Origin of the sequence: Brucella sp. NBRC 12953 (genome assembly GCF_040369775.1) — a bacterium.
GTDB lineage: Bacteria > Pseudomonadota > Alphaproteobacteria > Rhizobiales > Rhizobiaceae > Brucella > Brucella pseudogrignonensis.
Genome location: NZ_BAABSV010000006.1, coordinates 345,476 through 364,593 on the forward strand (window position 1 = coordinate 345,476; position 19,118 = coordinate 364,593).

The window sequence follows — 19,118 nt, forward strand, 5'->3', positions numbered from 1 at the left end:
TGCGCGCTGTAATAAAGGGCGGGCGGGGCAAAACTACGTGATTGATCAATAAGAAACAGCGCCGACATCCCTCTGACCGGATGCGGCGCTTGAATACTCTTAGATTTACAGCGGTTACAGTTAAGAAAGGATCGTTGGAACCGCTGTAACTGTTTGTTTTTACGCATTATCCGACGCAAAACCGCTTCGCACTTTTGCTGGAAATGCTATAATTATGCGCTTTTATGAACTCTGCGTCTGCGATGTGAGTAACCGCCCTTAGAAAGACGTAGAACGTTGCAAACCTGTGTTTTATCGTCAGAAGGTTGCTGCATCTGAGTTTGAGCATTCTGCAGCATCTGTGTCGTTACAGGGGTCGGTTTTGCACTTGGTCCAATTGTGATGCTTCTCATCGATCATTCTCCCTGTTTTTGGGCGCGGTTGCAGCCTCAACGGCTACTCCGTCCAGTAGTCAAGAATGTGCGAATGAACTAAGTATTAACCTTATTGGGGTGGTTGACAAGCACCAAATACAACCCTGCGTAAGCCATTGCACCCACATAGTAAAAAGCCGGATCGTTGGAACGACCCGGCTTTTGCAATCTATAATCCGATCACTTAATCACGGTTGCCAGTGAGGATTTCACGCTTACCAACATGGTTAGCCGCGCCGACAAGGCCTTCCTGTTCCATACGCTCGACAAGTGAAGCCGCGCGGTTGTAGCCAATGCCGAGGCGACGCTGGATGTAAGAAGTCGAGCACTTCTTATCACGCAAAACAACCTTCACAGCCTGCTCATAGACATCGTCACTGTCTTCCGAACCCATTGTCGAAGCGTCGAAGACTGCAGTGTCCTGCACGGTATCTTCGTCTTCCTCGTCTTCGGTAACAGTCGCCAGATAATCTGGACGGCCCTGTTCCTTCAGATGATTCACGACCTTCTCAACTTCTTCATCCGAAACGAATGGGCCATGGACGCGTACAATGCGGCCACCACCGGCCATATGCAGCATATCGCCCTGACCGAGAAGCTGTTCGGCACCCATTTCACCAAGAATGGTGCGGCTGTCGATCTTCGACGTGACCTGGAACGAAATACGGGTCGGGAAGTTGGCCTTGATCGTACCGGTGATAACGTCAACCGAAGGACGCTGCGTCGCCATGATAAGGTGGATACCAGCAGCACGCGCCATCTGTGCAAGACGCTGCACAGCACCTTCGATGTCCTTGCCCGCAACCATCATCAGGTCGGCCATTTCGTCGATAATCACGACAATATATGGCATTGGCGTCAGGTCGAGTTCTTCCTGAACATAGGTTGCTTCGCCGGTTTCCTTGTCAAAGCCGGACTGCACCGTGCACATGACGGTTTCGCCCTTGCCCTTGGCAGACGCTGCACGCTGATTGAAGCCTTCGATGTTGCGAACGCCCAGACGTGCCATCTTGCGATAGCGGTCTTCCATTTCGCGCACGGCCCATTTCAGAGCCACAACGGCCTTCTTTGGATCGGTCACCACCGGCGTCAGCAGGTGCGGAATACCATCATAGATGGAGAGTTCCAGCATCTTTGGATCGACCATGATCAGGCGGCATTCTTCCGGCTTGAAGCGGTAGAGCAGCGACAGGATCATCGTATTGATGGCGACAGACTTACCCGAACCGGTGGTACCAGCTACGAGCAGGTGAGGCATCTTTGCAAGTTCTGCGATGATTGGCTCACCACCAATGCCTTTGCCCAGGCAAAGCGGCAGGCGGTAGTTCGAGGATTCGAACGTGCGGGAGTCAATCATTTCGCGCAGATAGACGGTCTCACGATTGGCATTTGGCAATTCGATGCCAATGACGTTACGTCCCGGAACTACGGCAACACGCGCGGAGAGTGCCGACATCGAACGCGCAATATCATCAGCAAGTCCGATCACGCGGGACGACTTAACGCCGGGAGCTGGTTCAAACTCATAGAGCGTGACGACAGGGCCGGGACGAACATGAATGATTTCACCACGTACACCGAAGTCTTCCAGCACGCTTTCGAGCAAGCCAGCGCTACGCTCAAGCATTTCCTGCGTGATGACATTGCCATCAAGCGAAGGCGGTTCCTGCAGCAGATCACGCGGCGGAAATTCATAGTCTCCATGCATGACGACAGCTTCTGTCCGGGGGAGGGGCTGCGGCTGATAAAGAGCAATTGAAGGGGCTGTCTTCGCAGGGGCTTCAACCTTTGGCGCTTCTGCAACAGGTGCAGGAGCAACAACTTCCTCAACCACATGCTCTTCTGCTTCAGCGACAGTAAGCACGACTTCATCTTCCGTTGCTTCAGCAGCAACATCAGTGACGACTTCGACAGGTGCCTGAGGTGCAGCCACTTCGATATGCGCACGAGGTGCTTCAATCTTCACTTCTGCAATGGGAGCAGCAACTGGCTGTGGAGCTGGAGCAACCTGAGCAGGCTGAACGACTTCAGCAACCGGAGCAGGCTGTTCCACGACAGCAGCAGGTGCCTCCTGAGGCTTGCCCTTGTTCCATTCAACCGTGCGGAACTGTGCGATGATCGATTCAACAGTCGGCGTAGCACGCTTTGGCGCTGCAACTTCTGCAACAACGGCAACAGGCTGAACTGGCGCAGTATCGAAATCAAAGCTTTCCCAAAAAGCAAAATCCGACAAATGTGCGAATGCCGAGATAGCTGCGGCTACATTTGCTACAGGCTCAACCTCAATCGATTGGGCAGCCAAAACAGGCGCCACTTCTACAGGCTGGACCACGGTTTCGGCTGGTACGGTCGTCAGAACAGGCGGCACGGGTGCGACAGGTGTGCGAACCATATTCTGTGAAACGGAATGCTGAAGAGCAGCAACAGCCATTGGCTGAGCTTCTGCAACTTTTTCGATCTCGATCGGAGCATGATCAGCTTCCACCTCTGCAGGCTTCGCACGACCATTGATATCCGGCAGATCTTCACCGCGACGACGCACAAGATCAATCTCTGGCGTGCGGGTGAAACGTACATTCGCACCAAGCGAAAAATACGATTTCCACGTCCCGTCCGAATTTGGCGAATGCGCTCCCAACGGGTCGCGCTGCGGCTTCTGCTCTGGAGCAGACTCTGCACGATTTCCATCTGTATGGGGAAGATTTTCTCTCAAATTACGCATGATACCCGAACCATAGATATGTCGCCTGAATGAGCCTTAGTAATAAAAAATGAAGGTTAACAACCCCCTTCATAATTCACTCAAAACCGACAAATTTCTTTGGTCACATCAATCGACCCAGGGCATTAACTTGTAGAAGAAAACAACATTTTATTATTAAATAACAATGAGATAAATATTTAAAATAATCTATTTTATTAAAACATCAGAAAACTTCTGCTCGGTTTACGAGCCGTGGAAGCTGTACTGCCACGGCCCTTTCATCAGACTCAGTGAGACTCGGAACTTTTAAGCCAATCCGCCAAGGAAATACCGCGATTTCCGCCACGGCCAACAAAGGTTTCAGCCGCACACATGGAATTCAGCACGGCCTCCTGTGTGGCCTCTGCGGCGGCCCGGAAAAGAATGTCGATACGATTCTCGTTCAGAGCCTTTAATGAAATCAGGTCGGATGCTTCATCGTGATCGAATGTTGCAGCCGTTGAAAAACCAATAGCAATATCGCCGCTGCCATTGCCCCAAAAAGCACCGAGGCGAGCCAATCCCGCACCACAACGTTTCGAAACACGCTTTAATTGCCGATGTTCGAGCGGCACATCGGTTGCGAGCACAAGGATAACCGAGCCTCTTTCCGGTTGCGCAATGGTCTTAGGCGATGGCCTGCGCCCATCCGGCAGAATCAGATCGCCAGTGCGCCCAAAATTCGTGAGCGCCAAAATGCCAAGGTGATAGGTTTCGCCATCCAGATCAAACCGACGAGATGCACTACCAACACCACCCTTGAAACCGAAGCATGTCATGCCGGTTCCTGCACCGACATTGCCCTGAAGAAAATGATTGCTGGCATTTCCAAGTGCTAGCCGCGCATGATCCTCAGTTATCGCCAAAGCCTGAATATCATTGAATGGCCCATCATTACACTCGAGAACAACGGGATTGACGGTTGCGGTCGTCCTGCCGATATCAGGATTTGCGGCAATTGCCTCACGAATAAGGGCATTAGCGCAAGTTCCGATGCCAAACGTGTTGGTGAGCAAAATAGGGGTCTCGATAGTGCCCAATTCCTCCACCTGCATCAGACCGATGCTTTTGCCAAAGCCGTTGATGATATCGCAGGCGCCCAGAACTTTCTGCCGATAGAGATTGCCGCTGTGAGGCATGATGGCCGTGACGCCGGTATTAATGTCGCCGTCTTTAACTGTGTGATGCCCCACCAGAACACCGGGAACATCGGTGATATCGTTCTTTTCGCCTGTTGGCATTGTTCCACAAACGATACCAAAATCTCTTGCCGTATAGGTCATGCTCTCATCCCACCTCAATATATCAACAGTCCTAGACGTTTTTGAGATCGCGCGAAACTCACAAACAGACATTGAGGCGTGACCAGAAAACCGCACGTTAAAGATACTTATGCTCATTTTAAGCAAAAGTGTCTTATTTCGATCAAATCACGATTGACAGACGAGGCTGAGAGGCGCAGCAAAAGCACCGTAGAATTTCGGCCGGAAAGAGGGGATCATCGCGGCATGAAAGTTACTATCGAACAAACGCTCGATCAGGCCGGAGCCGGCCCCTTCCAGCGCAATCTTCTCGGTGTATTCGGACTTGTATGGGCTGCAGATGCCATGCAGGTGCTGGCGGTAGGTTTTACCGCAGCCTCAATCGCCGCAACTTTCGGCCTCACCGTTCCACAGGCATTGCAGACTGGTACGCTGTTCTTCTTCGGAATGTTGATTGGCGCAGCACTGTTTGGCAGGCTTGCCGACAAATATGGTCGCCGCCGCGTTCTTCTCATTACAGTTGCATGTGATGCAGTGTTTGGCTTGCTGTCTGCTTTCTCGCCGAACTTTGCTATTCTTCTCGGCCTTCGCTTTCTGACCGGTATTGCGGTCGGCGGAACCTTGCCCGTTGATTATGCAATGATGGCTGAATTTCTGCCATCCAAGAATCGTGGCCGCTGGCTGGTTATGCTCGAAGGTTTCTGGGCTGTTGGCACAGTGATCATTGCGCTTGCTGCGTGGGCCGCAAGCCTTGCAGGCGTGGCCGATGCGTGGCGCTACATTTTCGTCGTTACCGCCGCACCGGCTTTGATCGGCATCTGGCTGCGTATCTGGATTCCTGAATCCCCGATGCATTTGCTCAAAACCGGTCAGACACAAGAAGCAAAGAGTGTGATGAATCGCGTTCTGCGCCGTAATGGCAAGCCGGAGCTGCCACCAAAGGCTGTTCTTGATGCACCGCTTCTGGTGACAAACGAAAAACTTCTTTCACCAAATCTGCGTCAGCGCACGCTGACCACGCTGGCGATATGGTTCCTTGTTTCTGTATCCTATTACGGAATCTTCACCTGGATACCGGCCAAACTTGCGAGTGATGGCTTCGGCTTCGTGCGTGGTTATGGCTTCCTGGTCGTCGTTGCACTGGCACAGCTGCCCGGTTATGCGCTGGCCGCATATGGCGTCGAGGCTTGGGGCCGTCGTAAAACGCTGATTGGCTTCCTGTTCATCAGTGCCGCTGCCTGCGCACTTTTCACTGTCGCCGGAAGCTCTGCCCTGGTTGGCGCATCGATCCTTATCATGAGCTTTGCTCTGCTCGGCACATGGGGTGCGCTTTATGCGTTTACGCCGGAGCTTTATCCGACAGCATTGCGTGCAAGCGGTATGGGCGCGGCCGGCGCTATGGCACGCCTTGGCGGATTGCTTGCACCTTCGGCGTTGGCGATTGTCGTCACACAGAGCTTCAATACGGCTGTTGCAATGTTTGCAGGCCTGCTGGCGCTTGCGGGAATAATCGCCTTCTTCATCAATGTGGAAACGCGAGATAAGGCGCTCAACTGATAAAAAAGCGCCCGGGTTTCTGGTTTGAAATCCGGGCGCCTTTAGTTTAAATTACTTTATTAATTAATGCCATCTAACCATTGTATTTTATAGTTTTTATATGCTTCATTAGCTGGATTGAAGATACGTTCAGACATTGCCGGAACTGCGGCTCCGGCAAGTAAAGCAGCCCCCATCGCAGTTCCCGTCGTCCCTGAAACAGCAACCACATCTCGACCAGCGAAACCTGCCAGAGCATGAAGATAGATGCTGTTTGCCGCGAATGGACCTTCGACGATTATCGGACCATCGGCACCCAGAAGCTCAAGGCAACTTTGCGTCATCAGTGCTGCATAAAGGCAGGAAGCTACATAACGCTCCGCTGGGCTTGCATCTTCGGCGTTTAACCAGCGTAGTGAAGTATCCGGATACGGCCCGCAACCCGGCACAGCAGAAGGTAAAGCCATGATGCCGTGTGCCAATACCTGATCCAGAACGCGTTCATGCACTTGTTCGCTCGGGGGCGTCAGATTTGCAGTCATCATGTCGAATTCGCGTCCGCCCATATAGCGGGCAGAGGGAACAGCGCGACCATAGGCATCGACATTGGCGAGCGTATCGCGTTCCGGATCAAGCCCTTCGAGATCACCGCCAACTGCAAAACTCACAACCCATGTACCCGTCGAGACAACCGAAAAGGGCGGCTCACGATCCATGAGATGCGCAAGCAAGGAGGCGTTTGAATCATGGATACCGCAATAGACGGGAACAGTGGCGACAAGCCCGATTTCCTGCGCGAGTTCGGGCAGCAGATTGTCCAACGCATCGAATGCCGATCGAAGCGGCGGAAACTTGCCCTCAAGGCCAAGGCTTTCGACCAGCGACGAATAAGTACCGCTTTTCGGCAGCCACAGATCCGTATGGCATCCGAGTGATGTCAGCTCGACCGCAGGAACCCCGGTCAACCTATAGGCCCAGTATTGCGGATAGGTCACGACCAGCGCCGTTTCAGCAAACTGTTCAGGAAAAACTGTCTTCAGATAATGAAGCTGTGCGCCGACATTGAGCCCCAGCGAAAGTGTCGGTGAATAGGTCAGCGCGAAGTCCGGCTTGATGCGCGCATAGGCTTCGCGAGTTTCAGCACCATAATCATGCTCGTAATCAAGCATGGGCATGGCAAGCTCACCATCCTTGTCGAGCAATACTGCACTCGCACCATGGGTTGTAATCGAAATAGCGTCAAAGCCCGTGGCTTCTGCAAACTCGGTAAGGCTTTTCAGGAAAAAGCTCCACAGCGTCTCCAGATCATAATGCGGATAAGGGCCATCGTGCAGCACTGTGTTTGGGATGCGCCGCACGGCAATCTCTTCACCTGTTAATGCATCAAGCAGAACGGTCTTGGCATTGGTTTTGCCGACATCGAGAATGGCAATATGCTTCATGACATATGAAAGACAGGTTTGAGGTCGATGGAAATCGGCGAATTATCGGCATTCGTTTCCATGATGTCAGCCATATGCGCCCACCATTTCTTCATGACCGGATGATCTGGCAGCGCTGACATACCGTGCGTCTTGGTTCGGGTAAGCGTGCCGAAAAGGATATGTGTGTCTTCATCCAGCCATATCGAATAATCAGACACTCCGGATTGCTGCAGCAGATCGATAAGCTCGGGCCAGATTTCATCATGACGGCGCCGGTATTCTGCTTCCTGACCGGGATGAAGCTTCATACGGAAAGCATAGCGTTCACTGGTCATGACTTTTGCCTCGCTTTGAATTTGCGCCCGAGGATTGGCAGCGAGATCGTGATAATCAGCAAAAGCCCAATGAAGATCGACATGACAATGCCCGGCACATTGAGAAGGCCGAGACCGAAGGTCACAAGCCCCATCACAAAAGCCGCTATTACAACGCCGATGATGCTGCCTGCGCCACCGAGGATCGACACACCACCGAGCACGACCATCGTGATGATTTCAAGTTCCCAGCCCTGTGCAATGGATGGCCGGGTAGAGCCAAGGCGCGAGGTCAGGCACACGGCAGCTATACCGCTCATCAGCCCCGTCAGCATGAACAATGTAAACTTCATGCGTTCGACAGGGATGCCCGAAAAGCGCGAAGCAAACTCATTATTGCCGATGGCATAAATGCGTCGTCCGAAAGTGGTGGCATGCAGCAGTATGCCGAAAATCAGTGCGAAAGCGATGAACAGCACAAATTCAAACGAGAAAACCCAGACGACATAGCCCTGTCCGAAATAAGCAAAGCTTTCCGGATAACCACCATAGGCTTTGTCGCCGAGCACAATATAGGAAATGCCACGAAACAGACTCATCGTACCGATGGTGACAACGATAGACGGAAGCTTAAGTCCGGCCACGAGCCCGCCATTGATCGCCCCGCAAACAAGACCTGTACCGATACCGATCAACACGAGACCGGGCGTGCCTACACCCATCTGTGCTGCGGCCCCCATGGCGGTCGATGCTAAAGCAATGATCGCAGCGACCGACAGGTCGATCTCACCGGAGATGATGAGCAACGTCATTGCAAAGGCAATGAGCGCTTTTTCAGTGAAATTGAACGTTGCGTCTGAAAGGTTCCAGGCATTGAGGAAATATGGCGAGGCAAATGAATTGGCGATGAAAATCGCAATCGCTACGCCAAGCAACAACATTTCCCAACTGGCAAACAGCCGCGTGTAGGACGTTCCCAGCCGGTCCGGGATATGACGGCGTTCCGTTATCTCGCTCACGCTGCTGGCTCCTCATAAGTCTTTGCGGCCTTGTCGCGCAGAATGATACGTCCGCCGCGTTTCTCCTGTCGGGCATTGAAGATCACGGCTGCGATGATAACTGCGCCGGAAATCGCCATTTGCCAGAAGGGTGAGATGTTGATGACGGGCAGGGCGTTTTTGATGACGCCTAGAAACAGCGCACCCAGCACTGCGCCAAAGGCCGTGCCAATGCCGCCGATGATTGAAATCCCGCCGATCACGCAGGCAGCAACGCTGTCGAGTTCAAATCCGTTGGCGATATCCACATAAGCAACCGCATAGCGTGAAACCCAGAGATAACCGCATAATCCTGCCAACGAGCCGGACAGCACAAAGGCGAAGAAGCGCGTGCGGCCCACATCGATACCGGCATAGACCGCAGCCGTCGGATTGCCACCTGATGCATAAAGTGCTCGGCCAAAGAAGCTGCGAGTGAGCAGCACATAGATGAGGCCGATGATGAGCAGTGCCGTCCAGCCAAGGAGCGGAAGCCCCAGAAACACCGTGCGCGGCGTATTAAGAAACGGCCCGGTCATCTGATGAGCATTGACCCAGCCACCACCCGACAGAACAAAGGCCATGCCGCGATAGATGGTCAGTGTGCCAAGTGTGACCACAATGGCTGGAATATCCAGCTTCCAAACCAGAATGCCATTGATCGCACCCAGAATGGCACCAATACCTACGGCTGCAACAATCAGCACGACCAGCGGTATTTCAGGGTAGGCGGCATTGAGCATCGCCACCGCCATGCCGGTAAATGCCAGATTGGCCGCGACCGAAAGATCGATGGACTTTGTCAGGATCACCGACATCTGACCCAGAGCCAGAATAATCAGGATCGACGTGTCGTTGAAAATGTTCGCGAGATTGCGCGGCGAGCTGAAACCCGGCGCACGCATTGAGAACAGCCCGATCATGATCGCAATGATGACAAGAAGCAGGAGTTCGCGCTGTTTGAGAAGCTGTTTCATATCTTACTCCGCATTCTCACCGGCATTTCCAGTGGCCGCACGCACCAGAACTTCGGCATCAAGGTCGGCACGATCAAAAATGCCTTCCACCAGTCCTTCGCGCATCACCATGACGCGATCCGACATGCCTATAATTTCGGGTAGTTCGGACGAGATCATGATGATGCTCAGTCCTTCCGCAGCCAATTCGCTGATAAATTCATGCACAGCGGCTTTCGAGCCAATGTCGATGCCTTTGGTCGGTTCATCGAGAATGATGACCTTTGGATGGGTCGCGAGCCATTTACCGATAACCACCTTCTGCTGATTGCCACCGGAAAGCGTTCCCACCGGCACTGAAAGTGCGGCGGCGCGCAAATCAAACCGCTCGGCATATTTGCGTGCGAGCTTGAATTCTTCCGCCATGCGCAGAAACCCGCGCCGCGATGTGCGCGTCAGCGAGGGGAGCGATACATTCTGAAAAATCGGCATCTGCAAAACCGCGCCATGCCGTCCGCGCTCTTCTGGCACATAGACAATGCCTTGAGCAATTGCATCGCCCGAGCGGCGGATTTTGATTTCCTTGCCTTCCAGCACAACTTGACCGGATGAGGGCGTCGTCATGCCAAACAGCGATTGCGCGAACTCAGAACGACCAGCGCCCACCAGACCATAGACACCGAGGATTTCACCGCGCCGCAGTTCAAAGGATATATCGCGAAACTCGGTCGGATGAGAATAATTCGCAACCTTCAGCACTGTGTCGCCAAGCGCAACATCCTGCTTGGGAAAAGCCTTTTCCACCGAACGTCCAACCATCAGCCGGACAATTTCGCGTTCATTCATCTCCGACAATAGTCCGTGCCCGACCGCACAACCGTCGCGGAAAACCGCATACCGATCCGCTATCTCATAGACTTCATCGAATTTATGGCTGATGAACAGGATTGCTTTGCCCTGCGATTTCAGTCGCTCGACGATGCGGAAAAGATCATCAACTTCTTTGCGCGACAGAGCTGCTGTCGGCTCATCCATGATGACGACGCGGGAATCCACCGAAAGCGCACGCGCAATCGCCACCAGATGCCGCTGCGCGATGGAAAGTTCTCGTAGCTTGATACGAGCATCAACCGTGATTTCCAGCGAAGAGAGCAGAGCCTGTGCCCGTGCAAAAACTGCCGCCCAATTGACGAAGCCAAGCTTCGTGCGGGGCGCGTGGCCGAGATAGATATTCTCGCCAACGGATAATTCGTCGAAAAGCACTGTTTCCTGATGAATGGCGGTTACACCGGCGTCGGTCGCATCCTGCGCAGTCGAAAAATGAACCGGCTGACCATCAATCAGAATTTCGCCTTCGTCCGGGTGATAAATTCCCGTCAGAATTTTGACAAGCGTCGACTTGCCCGCTCCGTTTTCGCCGATCAGTGCTGTTACCTGGCCTGGATAGAGCGCGATATTGACGTTATCGAGCGCTCGCACTCCGGGAAATGTTTTGGCAATGCCGCGCATTTCCAGCAAAGGCGTATCCGGATGGCCGGCAGGCAACACCGATTGCCCGCTTTTCTGCAAAGCTGCATTCATCAGAAATACCTGAATTCAATTCGGAAAATAATGGCGGTGCAAGATTATCCTTCGCACCGCCAGCCACAGTCTTAAAATTAAAAGACCTTGGAGAATTCGTCGATGTTCGACGCGTCATAGACAAATGGATCACTCATCGCGGCTTCGCCGTTTTCGCCGATCTTGATTTTGCCCATGCGACCGGCTTCGATTTCCGAGCCAGGCTTGCCGTCTGCATCACCCTTTACGAGATGATAGGCAATCTGCGTTGCCGAATAACCCAGATCGATCGGGTTCCAGATCGCGAATTCCTTGGTTGCACCCGACTTGATGGCGCCAGCCATTTCAGACGGCAGACCAAGGCCGGTTACATAAACATCGCCGATTTTGCCTGCGTCTTTGACAGCCTGCGAGGCAGCAAGCACGCCAACCGTAGTTGGAGCAACAATCACCTTCACATCAGGATTGGAAGTGAGCAGGCCCTGTGCTTCACGGTAGCTTTTGTCGGCAAGGTCATCACCGTAAACGGTGGTGACGAGATTAAGGCCCGGAAAATCCTTGAGCTGCTTCTTCATCTCGTCAATCCAGATATTCTGGTTGGTCGAGGTGGTCGTTGCCGAAAGGATCGCGAAATCACCCTTACCATCTGGCAAATGATGCGCTGCCAGCGTCAGGCACATTTTGCCGATCAGATCGTTCGATGATGGATTGAGATGGACGATGCGGCCTTCAGGCGCGACACCGGAATCCCACGAGATAACCTTGATACCGCGCTGCGCAGCCTTCTTGAGTGCTGGAACAACCGCATCCGGATCGTTTGCAGAGATTGCAATGGCATCCACGCCTTGCGCAATCAGCGAATTGATGACTTCAATCTGACCTTCGGCAGTCGTTGTCGTTGGGCCAGTATAGATGACTTCAACGCCACCCAGTTCCTTGGCAGCTTCCTGTGCGCCCTTATTGGCCGCTTCAAAAAAGCCATTGCCCAACGATTTCGCAACGAGTGCGATTTTCATGTCGGCAGCCTGTGCGGCATTCGCCATGAAAGCAACAGCCAGCGCTGTGCTCAATGCCAGTTTCTTGAAAAGTTTCATGTCCCATTCCTCCCGATTAAGAACATTCATATGTTTGGTTACAGCTTAGGCAACTTCTGTGGCTTCCCCCCGTTCGTCACCCTTGCCAGCATTTGCAGAGACCTGCGCTACGATGAGCTTGATGCCCGCATTCTCCACCATTCGCCGCGCATCATCCGAAATGCCTTCATCGGTGATCAGCGTGCTGACCCGATCAAGAGGGCAGAGGATAAGGCTTGAGCGACGTGTGAATTTCGATGAATCGACCATCAGGACAATTTCGTCCGCCTGGCCCATGAGTTTCTGCTCGCTCTGGATAATCAGGGCGTCAGCTTCCATCACGCCGAGAGGGCTGACACCCTGACAGCCCATGAACATGCGGCGTCCGTAGAAGTTACGGATCACATCATTATCGAATGGCGACAGAATAAGGCTCTGATCACGATAGATCGCGCCTCCCGGCACAATGACCGTGCTTTTTGACTGGCGCAAAAGGTGTTCAGCGATGGCAAAGGAATTGGTCAGCACCTGCAGACGACGCGCCGCGAGATAATGCACCATCTGGAAAGTCGTAGAACCACCGTTGATGATGATGCTGTCGCCTTCTTCGCAAAGCGAAACAGCTTCGCGAGCAATCACGCGCTTGCAATCCGTGTTTTCCGATTCCGAAACCTTGAAAGGTCGGCCTGCAAGGCTGCCGAACTGCGGGGGATGTATAGCCTCCGCGCCGCCGCGAACCCGCTTGATACGGCCCTGCATGTGAAGCGATGCAATGTCGCGCCGAAGGGTCGCTTCCGACGCCTCCGTCAATTCCACCAGATCCTGAATGGTGATCACCGGCTTTTCCTGAACAGCACTCAGGATAATACGGTGGCGCTCTCTTTCGTGCATGGCTCCTCCTTTTTCTTGTATCGAACACAAATGCGGGCAGTGTCAATCATAAACAATCATCATAGTGCACTAAAATAACATATATGATTATTTATGATCGTTTTTGATTGACAATAATTTGCACAATACGCCATATCTTTTCCCAACATGATCGTTTGTGCGTGAAAAAGAAAGCGCGCATTCCGGTCTTCACCATAAAACGGGAGGATGAAATGGTGGCCCAAAGCAGGCTCTTGGATAATCGCTGGGATGACGCCAAAGCGGCAACGTTGGATGAGCCAGGCAAGCTGCTTTATCGTTCAAACCTGCTCGGTTCCGATAAGCGCATCACCAATTATGGTGGCGGGAATACATCGGCAAAAGTACAGGAAATCGATCCGCTGACCGGCGAACAGGTTCCAGTACTTTGGGTCAAGGGCTCGGGCGGCGATGTCGGCACCATTATGCTCGACGGCTTTGCTACGCTTTATCAGGACAAGCTCGACGCGCTGAAAGGCATCTATAAGGGCGTTGAAGACGAAGACCGTATGGTCGGTTTCCTTCCGCACTGCACATTCAATCTCAATCCTCGTGCCGCTTCCATCGATACGCCGTTGCATGGTTTTGTGCCATTCACCCATGTTGATCACATGCATCCTGATGCGATCATCGCAATTGCCGCATCAAAGAACTCACGCGAGCTGACTGCCGAGATTTTTGGTGATGAAATTGGCTGGCTGCCATGGCGTCGTCCGGGCTTCCAGCTTGGTCTCGACCTCGAAACCTTTGTGAAGTCAAATCCGAATGCAAAGGGCGTAGTCCTTGAAAGTCATGGTCTTTTTACCTGGGCCAATGACGCTAAGGACTGCTATGAACTGACGCTTGCCATTATTAACAAGGCTATCGAGTGGCTTGATAAGAAGGGTGAAGGCAAGGCCGCTTTTGGCGGTTCCGTGACCCAAAGCCTGGATGTTTCGGAACGCCGTTCAATTGCTGCGCGTCTCATGCCAGAGATACGCGGGTTGATCGGAAAGGAAGAGCGCAAGCTTGGCCATTTCGATGATCAGGATGCGGTTCTGCAATTCGTAAATTCAAAAGAACTAGAGCCACTCGCACGCCTTGGCACATCTTGCCCGGATCACTTCCTGCGCACGAAAATTCGCCCGCTTGTGGTTAATTTCGATCCCGCTAAACCGGATGTTGATGGTGTCGTTGCTGGCCTTGAAGCTTCACTCGAAGCCTATCGCGCCGATTACACGCGCTATTATGAGAGCTGCAAGCACGACAATTCCCCGAAAATGCGCGATCCCAACCCGGTCATTTTCCTGATCCCCGGTGTCGGCATGTTGTCTTTTGCGCGTGACAAGGCGACAGCACGTATTGCCGGTGAGTTCTACGTCAATGCGATCAATGTCATGCGCGGCGCATCATCCGTATCTGAATATCAGGGGCTGCCCGAACAGGAAGCCTTCGATATTGAATATTGGCTGCTTGAAGAAGCCAAACTCCAGCGTATGCCGAAGCCTAAAAGCCTAGCCGGGCGCATTGCCTTGATCACCGGTGGTGCAGGTGGCATCGGCTATGCCACCGCTGAACGTCTGGCAGGTGAGGGCGCTTGCGTGGTTCTGGCAGATATCGATGCAGAGTCGCTCAAAACCGCTCACACAAATCTTGCCAAGCGTTTTGGCTCCGATCAGGTTCGCAGCGTCGAGCTGAACGTCACCAATGAGCGTGCCGTCATCAACGCTTTCACAGAGGCAAGTGTTGAACTTGGCGGCATTGATATACTGGTTTCAAACGCCGGTATTGCATCGTCTGCTTCGGTCGAAAATACCGAGCTTTCGATGTGGAACCGCAATATCGACATACTTGCTACGGGATATTTTCTTGTTTCTCGTGAGGCATTCCGGCTTTTCCGGCGTCAAAAACTTGGCGGAAACGTGGTTTTCGTTGCTTCCAAGAATGGGCTCGCCGCTTCGCCGGGCGCATCCGCCTATTGCACGGCAAAGGCTGCGGAAATCCATCTGGCGCGTTGTCTTGCCCTTGAAGGTGCCGAAGCTGGCATTCGTGTGAACGTGGTCAATCCGGATGCTGTGCTGCGCGGTTCGAAAATCTGGGACGGCGAATGGCGCGAACAGCGTGCAGCGTCATCGAAGATTGATGTGACGGAACTGGAAGAACATTATCGCAAGCGCTCGCTGCTCAAGCTCAATGTACTGCCGGAAGATATTGCTGAAGCGATCTACTTCCTTTCAAGCGATGCATCTGCCAAGTCCACCGGCAACATCATCAATGTGGACGCCGGAAACCAGCAGAGCTTCCCGCGTTAATTACTCAGAAGGCAGGTAAGGCGATCTTGCCTTCCTGCCTTTTATCCAAGAAATTGAGGACATTCTGGGAGGAACCATGTCCGAACAACGTATTGCAGCCGATTTCATCGCTGAACACAATTCCGGCTTTGAGAATGCACAAAAGAGCGACTATCAGGCTCTTGGCGAACAACTTGCTCGCCGCGGCATTGAAATTGAAAAAATCACTGAGAAAGTTGCAAAATATTTTGTCGCTGTTCCCTCGTGGGGGACTGGAACGGGTGGTACACGCTTTGGCCGTTTCCCCGGTCGCGGTGAGCCGCGCGGGATTTTTGACAAACTCGACGACTGCTCGGTCATCAACGAACTTTCACGCGCAACGCCGAATGTTTCGCTGCATATTCCGTGGGATAAGGCTGATCCGAAAAAACTGAAAGCCCATGCAGAAGCACTCGGGCTCGGTTTTGACGCGATGAATTCCAACACGTTCTCGGATTCGGCTGATCAGCAGCATTCCTATAAATATGGCTCGCTTACCCATGTCGATCCGGCCGTGCGTGCTCAGGCTGTTGAACATAATATTGAATGCATCGAGATCGGAAATGCCATTGGTTCCAAAGCTCTGACCGTCTGGCTCAGCGATGGTTCAAACTTCCCCGGCCAGCAGAATTTCACCCGCGCATTCGAGCGTTATCTGCATTCGATGGGTGAAATCTATAAAACACTTCCGGATGACTGGCGGCTGTTCTCTGAGCACAAAATGTATGAGCCAGCCTTCTATTCGACAGTCGTTCAGGATTGGGGCACGAATTACCTTATAGCCTCGACGCTTGGTCCAAAGGCGCAATGTCTGGTCGATCTTGGCCACCATGCACCAAACACCAACATTGAAATGATCGTGGCGCGGCTGATCCAGTTCGGAAAGCTCGGTGGCTTCCATTTCAATGACAGCAAATATGGCGACGACGATCTGGATGCGGGATCGATTGATCCATACCGTCTGTTCCTCGTTTTCAACGAGCTGGTCGATGCCGACTATCGCGGTGTAAAGGACTTCCATCCTGAACATATGATCGATCAGTCGCATAATGTGACCGACCCGATTGAAAGCCTGATTTCGTCTGCCAATGAAATCCGCCGCGCTTATGCGCAGGCGTTGTTGGTGGATCGGGAAGCGCTGGAAACCTATCAGCAGGAAAACGATGCCCTGATGGCATCCGATACGTTGAAGCGCGCTTATCGTACCGACGTCGAGCCAATTCTGGCAGAAGCGCGTCGTCGTACCGGCGGAGCAATCGAGCCGATTGCGGCTTATCGCGCCAGCGGCTATCGCGAGAAGGTTGCGAAAGAACGCCCTGAAAGCAAAAGCGACGGCGGTGCGTTCAACTAGAGCGCGTTCGATCTGAATATTTGTTTTAACGCGCATCGCGAAAAAAATGCGCGTTCCAAATGAATGCAGAGAGTTAAAGACAACCCGCATCTAATTGGATTTATTTAGCTTTTCTGAATGTAAGATTATAGCGATTTCGACCAAGTTGCGGATACTCTCCATCCTTCAATGGCAGAATGCCATGATAGAAGAGTCGGGATGGTCCACCCCAAACGACCACATCGCCGTGGTGCAGCACGAATTTGCGTACCGGGTCACTGCGCTGCAATCCGCCGAATTGAAATGTCGCGGGTAGTCCCAGCGACACAGAGACAATCGGATTTTTGAAATCCTTCTCGTCCTTATCCTGATGCAAAGACATTTTTGCGCCGGGTTCATACCGATTGATGAGACAGGCATCCGGCAAGAAATCAGGATAACCGGCTTCGTCCGCAGCACTTTCTGCAAGATCGCGAAATGCCCCCGGCATTGAAGGCCACGGCTTTTCCGTTTCAGGATCAACGGCGCTGTAACGATAGCCCTTCCGGTCCGTCACCCAGCCAAAAGACCCGCAATTGGTCATAGCAACCGACATGCGAAATCCGCCTGGCGTCGTCATATTCCGAAAAGATGCATCATTCTCAACATCTTGCATGGCGTTGAGAATTTCGGCTTCGTTTGCGAGCGCAAATCCCCGCAAAAGAACGGCACCATCGGCAAGCTTTTCTCGAGTTTCAAGCTGGGAAAACAGATCAATCATAAGGTCATTCTAACACAAAGCCGCACAAGAACGTCCCGAAAATTGCTTTCATATTATCGCCTCTCTTGACAGAGCCGAAGACTCGTAACATATAAAGTTACATGAAAAAAGATAGCAAACTTTCGGGCGTCCTCCACGTCCTCCTTCACATGGCTGAGTATAAAAAGCCCGTGACCTCCGAAGTCCTCGCAAAAGCGATGGGCACCAATCCCGTTGTCGTGCGTCGCGTCATGAGTGGTCTGCGAGAGCAGGGCTATGTGCGCTCCGAAAAGGGTCATGGCGGCGGATGGGAGATCGCTTGCGATCTTAGCAAAGTCACGCTGCATGACATTTACAACGCCATAGGCAAACCGTCGCTGCTTGCAATGAGCAATCGCACAGAAATGCCGGGTTGCCTCGTCGAGCAGGCCGTCAACGCATCGCTTAACAAAGCATTCAGCGATGCAGAAGAGCTTTTATTGAAACGTTTTGGCGAAGTGACACTCGCCATGTTGAGCGCGGATTTTCATCAGCGCGCGATTGAACGCGGCGCAACTTTCGACTTGGAGACAGCCCATGACGCATCATGATGTGATTATTATCGGTGGCAGCTTTGCCGGACTTTCGGCGGCGACCTATGTGGCGCGCGGCAGACGCTCGGTTCGCGTGATCGATACAGGCAAGCCACGCAACCGCTTTGCCGAACATTCACATGGTTTCTTCGCTCAAGATGGAAGCAGCCCGGCAGCGATGCTCGAAACGGCAAAAGAGCAGGTTAAAGCCTATCCGACTGTAAGAGTAACGGAGGGTAAAGCTGTAAACGGAACCGGGCAGATTGATGACTTCTCGATTGAACTCGAAACAGGCGAAATCGTCAGTGGGCGCAGACTGATCTTTGCCTTCGGCATTTCTGACGTTTTGCCAGATTTACCGGGGTTGGCTGAACGCTGGGGCAAATCGGTTATTCATTGCCCTTATTGCCATGGCTACGAGTTCAGCGGCAAAAAACTGGGCGTGTTGAACCTTTCGCCGATGTCGTCTCATCAAGCCATGCTTATCTCCGAATGGGGACCGACCACATTCTATCTGAATGGCGGTGAAGAGCCTGATGCTGCAACTTTGGCAGAACTCGAAAAGCGTGGCGTCACTATTGAAGCGAAACCGGTCGCAGGCATAAGAGGTGAGGGAACATCCATCTCCGAGATCGAACTTGCTGACGGTCGCCTGTTGCAAGCTGACGCATTATTCATTGGACCATCCAACCGCCTGAACAGCCCGCTCGCTGAGCAATTCGGCTGCACATTGGAAGACATGCCGCTTGGAAAAGCCATTAAAACTGATGAAATGAAAGCGACAAGCATTCAGGGTATCTATGCCGCCGGCGACATTTCAAGGGGCGCACATAGTGTTGCATGGTCCGTTGCGGATGGTGTTTCCGCTGGCGTTTCCACCCATCGGTCTTTGGTATTTTAGATTTATATCACTTTATAAGAAAACGGGGCCAACGCCCCGT

At 52.7% G+C, this 19,118-nt stretch carries 16 protein-coding genes; 5 read left to right on the plus strand and 11 right to left on the minus strand.

Annotation, left to right across the window (positions count from 1 at the left end; translation table 11 throughout):
• Positions 1–212: 212 nt before the first annotated feature.
• The 3 genes from ABWV94_RS16565 to ABWV94_RS16575 all read right to left on the minus strand — a co-directional run bounded on the left by ABWV94_RS16565 (position 213) and on the right by ABWV94_RS16575 (position 4,439).
• Positions 213–392 (minus strand): hypothetical protein, encoded by a 180-nt coding sequence (locus tag ABWV94_RS16565; RefSeq protein ID WP_079213827.1) that lies wholly within the window; start codon positions 390–392, stop codon positions 213–215.
• Between the two features lie 205 nt (positions 393–597).
• On the minus strand, positions 598–3,135 hold the full coding sequence (locus ABWV94_RS16570; RefSeq protein ID WP_353414461.1) for a DNA translocase FtsK: 2,538 nt from the start codon (positions 3,133–3,135) through the stop codon (positions 598–600).
• Between the two features lie 269 nt (positions 3,136–3,404).
• A complete protein-coding gene (locus tag ABWV94_RS16575; protein WP_353414463.1) occupies positions 3,405–4,439 on the minus strand; it encodes a DmpA family aminopeptidase in 1,035 nt (344 codons plus the stop codon).
• A 225-nt stretch (positions 4,440–4,664) separates the two neighbouring features.
• On the opposite strand from ABWV94_RS16575, the gene ABWV94_RS16580 reads away from it, so the two are divergent.
• Positions 4,665–5,975: an MFS transporter gene (locus ABWV94_RS16580; RefSeq protein WP_007879144.1), complete on the plus strand. Its 1,311-nt coding sequence runs from the start codon at positions 4,665–4,667 to the stop codon at positions 5,973–5,975.
• Between the two features lie 59 nt (positions 5,976–6,034).
• Here the strand turns inward: ABWV94_RS16580 and ABWV94_RS16585 are convergent, their stop codons facing one another.
• From ABWV94_RS16585 to ABWV94_RS16615, 7 genes are all read right to left on the minus strand, one after another.
• A complete protein-coding gene (locus ABWV94_RS16585; protein ID WP_353414465.1) occupies positions 6,035–7,396 on the minus strand; it encodes an FGGY-family carbohydrate kinase in 1,362 nt (453 codons plus the stop codon).
• Positions 7,393–7,713, minus strand: a complete 321-nt coding sequence (rhaM, locus tag ABWV94_RS16590; protein ID WP_353414467.1) for an L-rhamnose mutarotase — start codon at positions 7,711–7,713, stop codon at positions 7,393–7,395. Before rhaM ends, ABWV94_RS16585 begins: the two co-directional genes overlap by 4 nt.
• Positions 7,710–8,711, minus strand: coding sequence for an ABC transporter permease (locus tag ABWV94_RS16595; protein ID WP_353414469.1), 1,002 nt, complete (start codon positions 8,709–8,711; stop codon positions 7,710–7,712). Before ABWV94_RS16595 ends, rhaM begins: the two co-directional genes overlap by 4 nt.
• The gene (locus ABWV94_RS16600) at positions 8,708–9,706 is read right to left on the minus strand and encodes an ABC transporter permease (RefSeq protein WP_194779646.1); all 999 of its coding nucleotides are present in this window, start codon (positions 9,704–9,706) and stop codon (positions 8,708–8,710) included. The genes ABWV94_RS16595 and ABWV94_RS16600 overlap by 4 nt, the downstream gene beginning before the upstream one ends.
• Before the next feature lie 3 nt (positions 9,707–9,709).
• Complete coding sequence (locus tag ABWV94_RS16605; protein WP_353414472.1) at positions 9,710–11,266, minus strand: sugar ABC transporter ATP-binding protein; 1,557 nt, start codon at positions 11,264–11,266, stop codon at positions 9,710–9,712.
• 77 nt (positions 11,267–11,343) lie between these two features.
• Positions 11,344–12,339, minus strand: a complete 996-nt coding sequence (rhaS, locus tag ABWV94_RS16610; protein ID WP_064321715.1) for a rhamnose ABC transporter substrate-binding protein — start codon at positions 12,337–12,339, stop codon at positions 11,344–11,346.
• Positions 12,340–12,384: 45 nt separating this feature from the next.
• Positions 12,385–13,209, minus strand: coding sequence for a DeoR/GlpR family DNA-binding transcription regulator (locus ABWV94_RS16615; protein WP_353414474.1), 825 nt, complete (start codon positions 13,207–13,209; stop codon positions 12,385–12,387).
• 212 nt (positions 13,210–13,421) lie between these two features.
• On the opposite strand from ABWV94_RS16615, the gene ABWV94_RS16620 reads away from it, so the two are divergent.
• Positions 13,422–15,518, plus strand: coding sequence for a bifunctional rhamnulose-1-phosphate aldolase/short-chain dehydrogenase (locus ABWV94_RS16620; protein WP_353414476.1), 2,097 nt, complete (start codon positions 13,422–13,424; stop codon positions 15,516–15,518).
• 76 nt (positions 15,519–15,594) lie between these two features.
• Entirely contained in the window at positions 15,595–16,887 is a 1,293-nt protein-coding gene (rhaI, locus tag ABWV94_RS16625; RefSeq protein ID WP_231195391.1) for an L-rhamnose catabolism isomerase, read from the plus strand.
• Positions 16,888–16,987: 100 nt separating this feature from the next.
• On the opposite strand, the gene alkB is transcribed toward rhaI, so the two are convergent.
• A complete protein-coding gene (alkB, locus tag ABWV94_RS16630) occupies positions 16,988–17,626 on the minus strand; it encodes a DNA oxidative demethylase AlkB (protein WP_112806271.1) in 639 nt (212 codons plus the stop codon).
• Between the two features lie 101 nt (positions 17,627–17,727).
• Here alkB and ABWV94_RS16635 point away from each other — a divergent pair, with 101 nt between their 5' ends.
• Both ABWV94_RS16635 and ABWV94_RS16640 read left to right on the plus strand, forming a co-directional pair.
• The gene (locus tag ABWV94_RS16635) at positions 17,728–18,195 is read left to right on the plus strand and encodes an Rrf2 family transcriptional regulator (RefSeq protein WP_064321710.1); all 468 of its coding nucleotides are present in this window, start codon (positions 17,728–17,730) and stop codon (positions 18,193–18,195) included.
• The gene (locus ABWV94_RS16640; protein WP_353414480.1) at positions 18,182–19,078 is read left to right on the plus strand and encodes an NAD(P)/FAD-dependent oxidoreductase; all 897 of its coding nucleotides are present in this window, start codon (positions 18,182–18,184) and stop codon (positions 19,076–19,078) included. Before ABWV94_RS16635 ends, ABWV94_RS16640 begins: the two co-directional genes overlap by 14 nt.
• Positions 19,079–19,118: the final 40 nt, after the last annotated feature.

Bases quoted from the DNA above. Each gene is read 5' to 3' on its own strand.
- ABWV94_RS16570 (WP_353414461.1), bottom strand. From the start codon at position 3,135: ATGCGTAATTTGAGAGAAAATCTTCCCCATACAGATGGAAATCGTGCA.
- ABWV94_RS16615 (WP_353414474.1), bottom strand. From the start codon at position 13,209: ATGCACGAAAGAGAGCGCCACCGTATTATCCTGAGTGCTGTTCAGGAA.
- ABWV94_RS16600 (WP_194779646.1), bottom strand. From the start codon at position 9,706: ATGAAACAGCTTCTCAAACAGCGCGAACTCCTGCTTCTTGTCATCATT.
- ABWV94_RS16635 (WP_064321710.1), top strand. From the start codon at position 17,728: ATGAAAAAAGATAGCAAACTTTCGGGCGTCCTCCACGTCCTCCTTCAC.
- alkB (WP_112806271.1), bottom strand. From the start codon at position 17,626: ATGATTGATCTGTTTTCCCAGCTTGAAACTCGAGAAAAGCTTGCCGAT.
- ABWV94_RS16580 (WP_007879144.1), top strand. From the start codon at position 4,665: ATGAAAGTTACTATCGAACAAACGCTCGATCAGGCCGGAGCCGGCCCC.
- ABWV94_RS16585 (WP_353414465.1), bottom strand. From the start codon at position 7,396: ATGAAGCATATTGCCATTCTCGATGTCGGCAAAACCAATGCCAAGACC.
- rhaI (WP_231195391.1), top strand. From the start codon at position 15,595: ATGTCCGAACAACGTATTGCAGCCGATTTCATCGCTGAACACAATTCC.
- ABWV94_RS16565 (WP_079213827.1), bottom strand. From the start codon at position 392: ATGAGAAGCATCACAATTGGACCAAGTGCAAAACCGACCCCTGTAACG.
- rhaM (WP_353414467.1), bottom strand. From the start codon at position 7,713: ATGACCAGTGAACGCTATGCTTTCCGTATGAAGCTTCATCCCGGTCAG.
- ABWV94_RS16605 (WP_353414472.1), bottom strand. From the start codon at position 11,266: ATGAATGCAGCTTTGCAGAAAAGCGGGCAATCGGTGTTGCCTGCCGGC.
- ABWV94_RS16620 (WP_353414476.1), top strand. From the start codon at position 13,422: ATGGTGGCCCAAAGCAGGCTCTTGGATAATCGCTGGGATGACGCCAAA.
- ABWV94_RS16575 (WP_353414463.1), bottom strand. From the start codon at position 4,439: ATGACCTATACGGCAAGAGATTTTGGTATCGTTTGTGGAACAATGCCA.
- rhaS (WP_064321715.1), bottom strand. From the start codon at position 12,339: ATGAAACTTTTCAAGAAACTGGCATTGAGCACAGCGCTGGCTGTTGCT.
- ABWV94_RS16640 (WP_353414480.1), top strand. From the start codon at position 18,182: ATGACGCATCATGATGTGATTATTATCGGTGGCAGCTTTGCCGGACTT.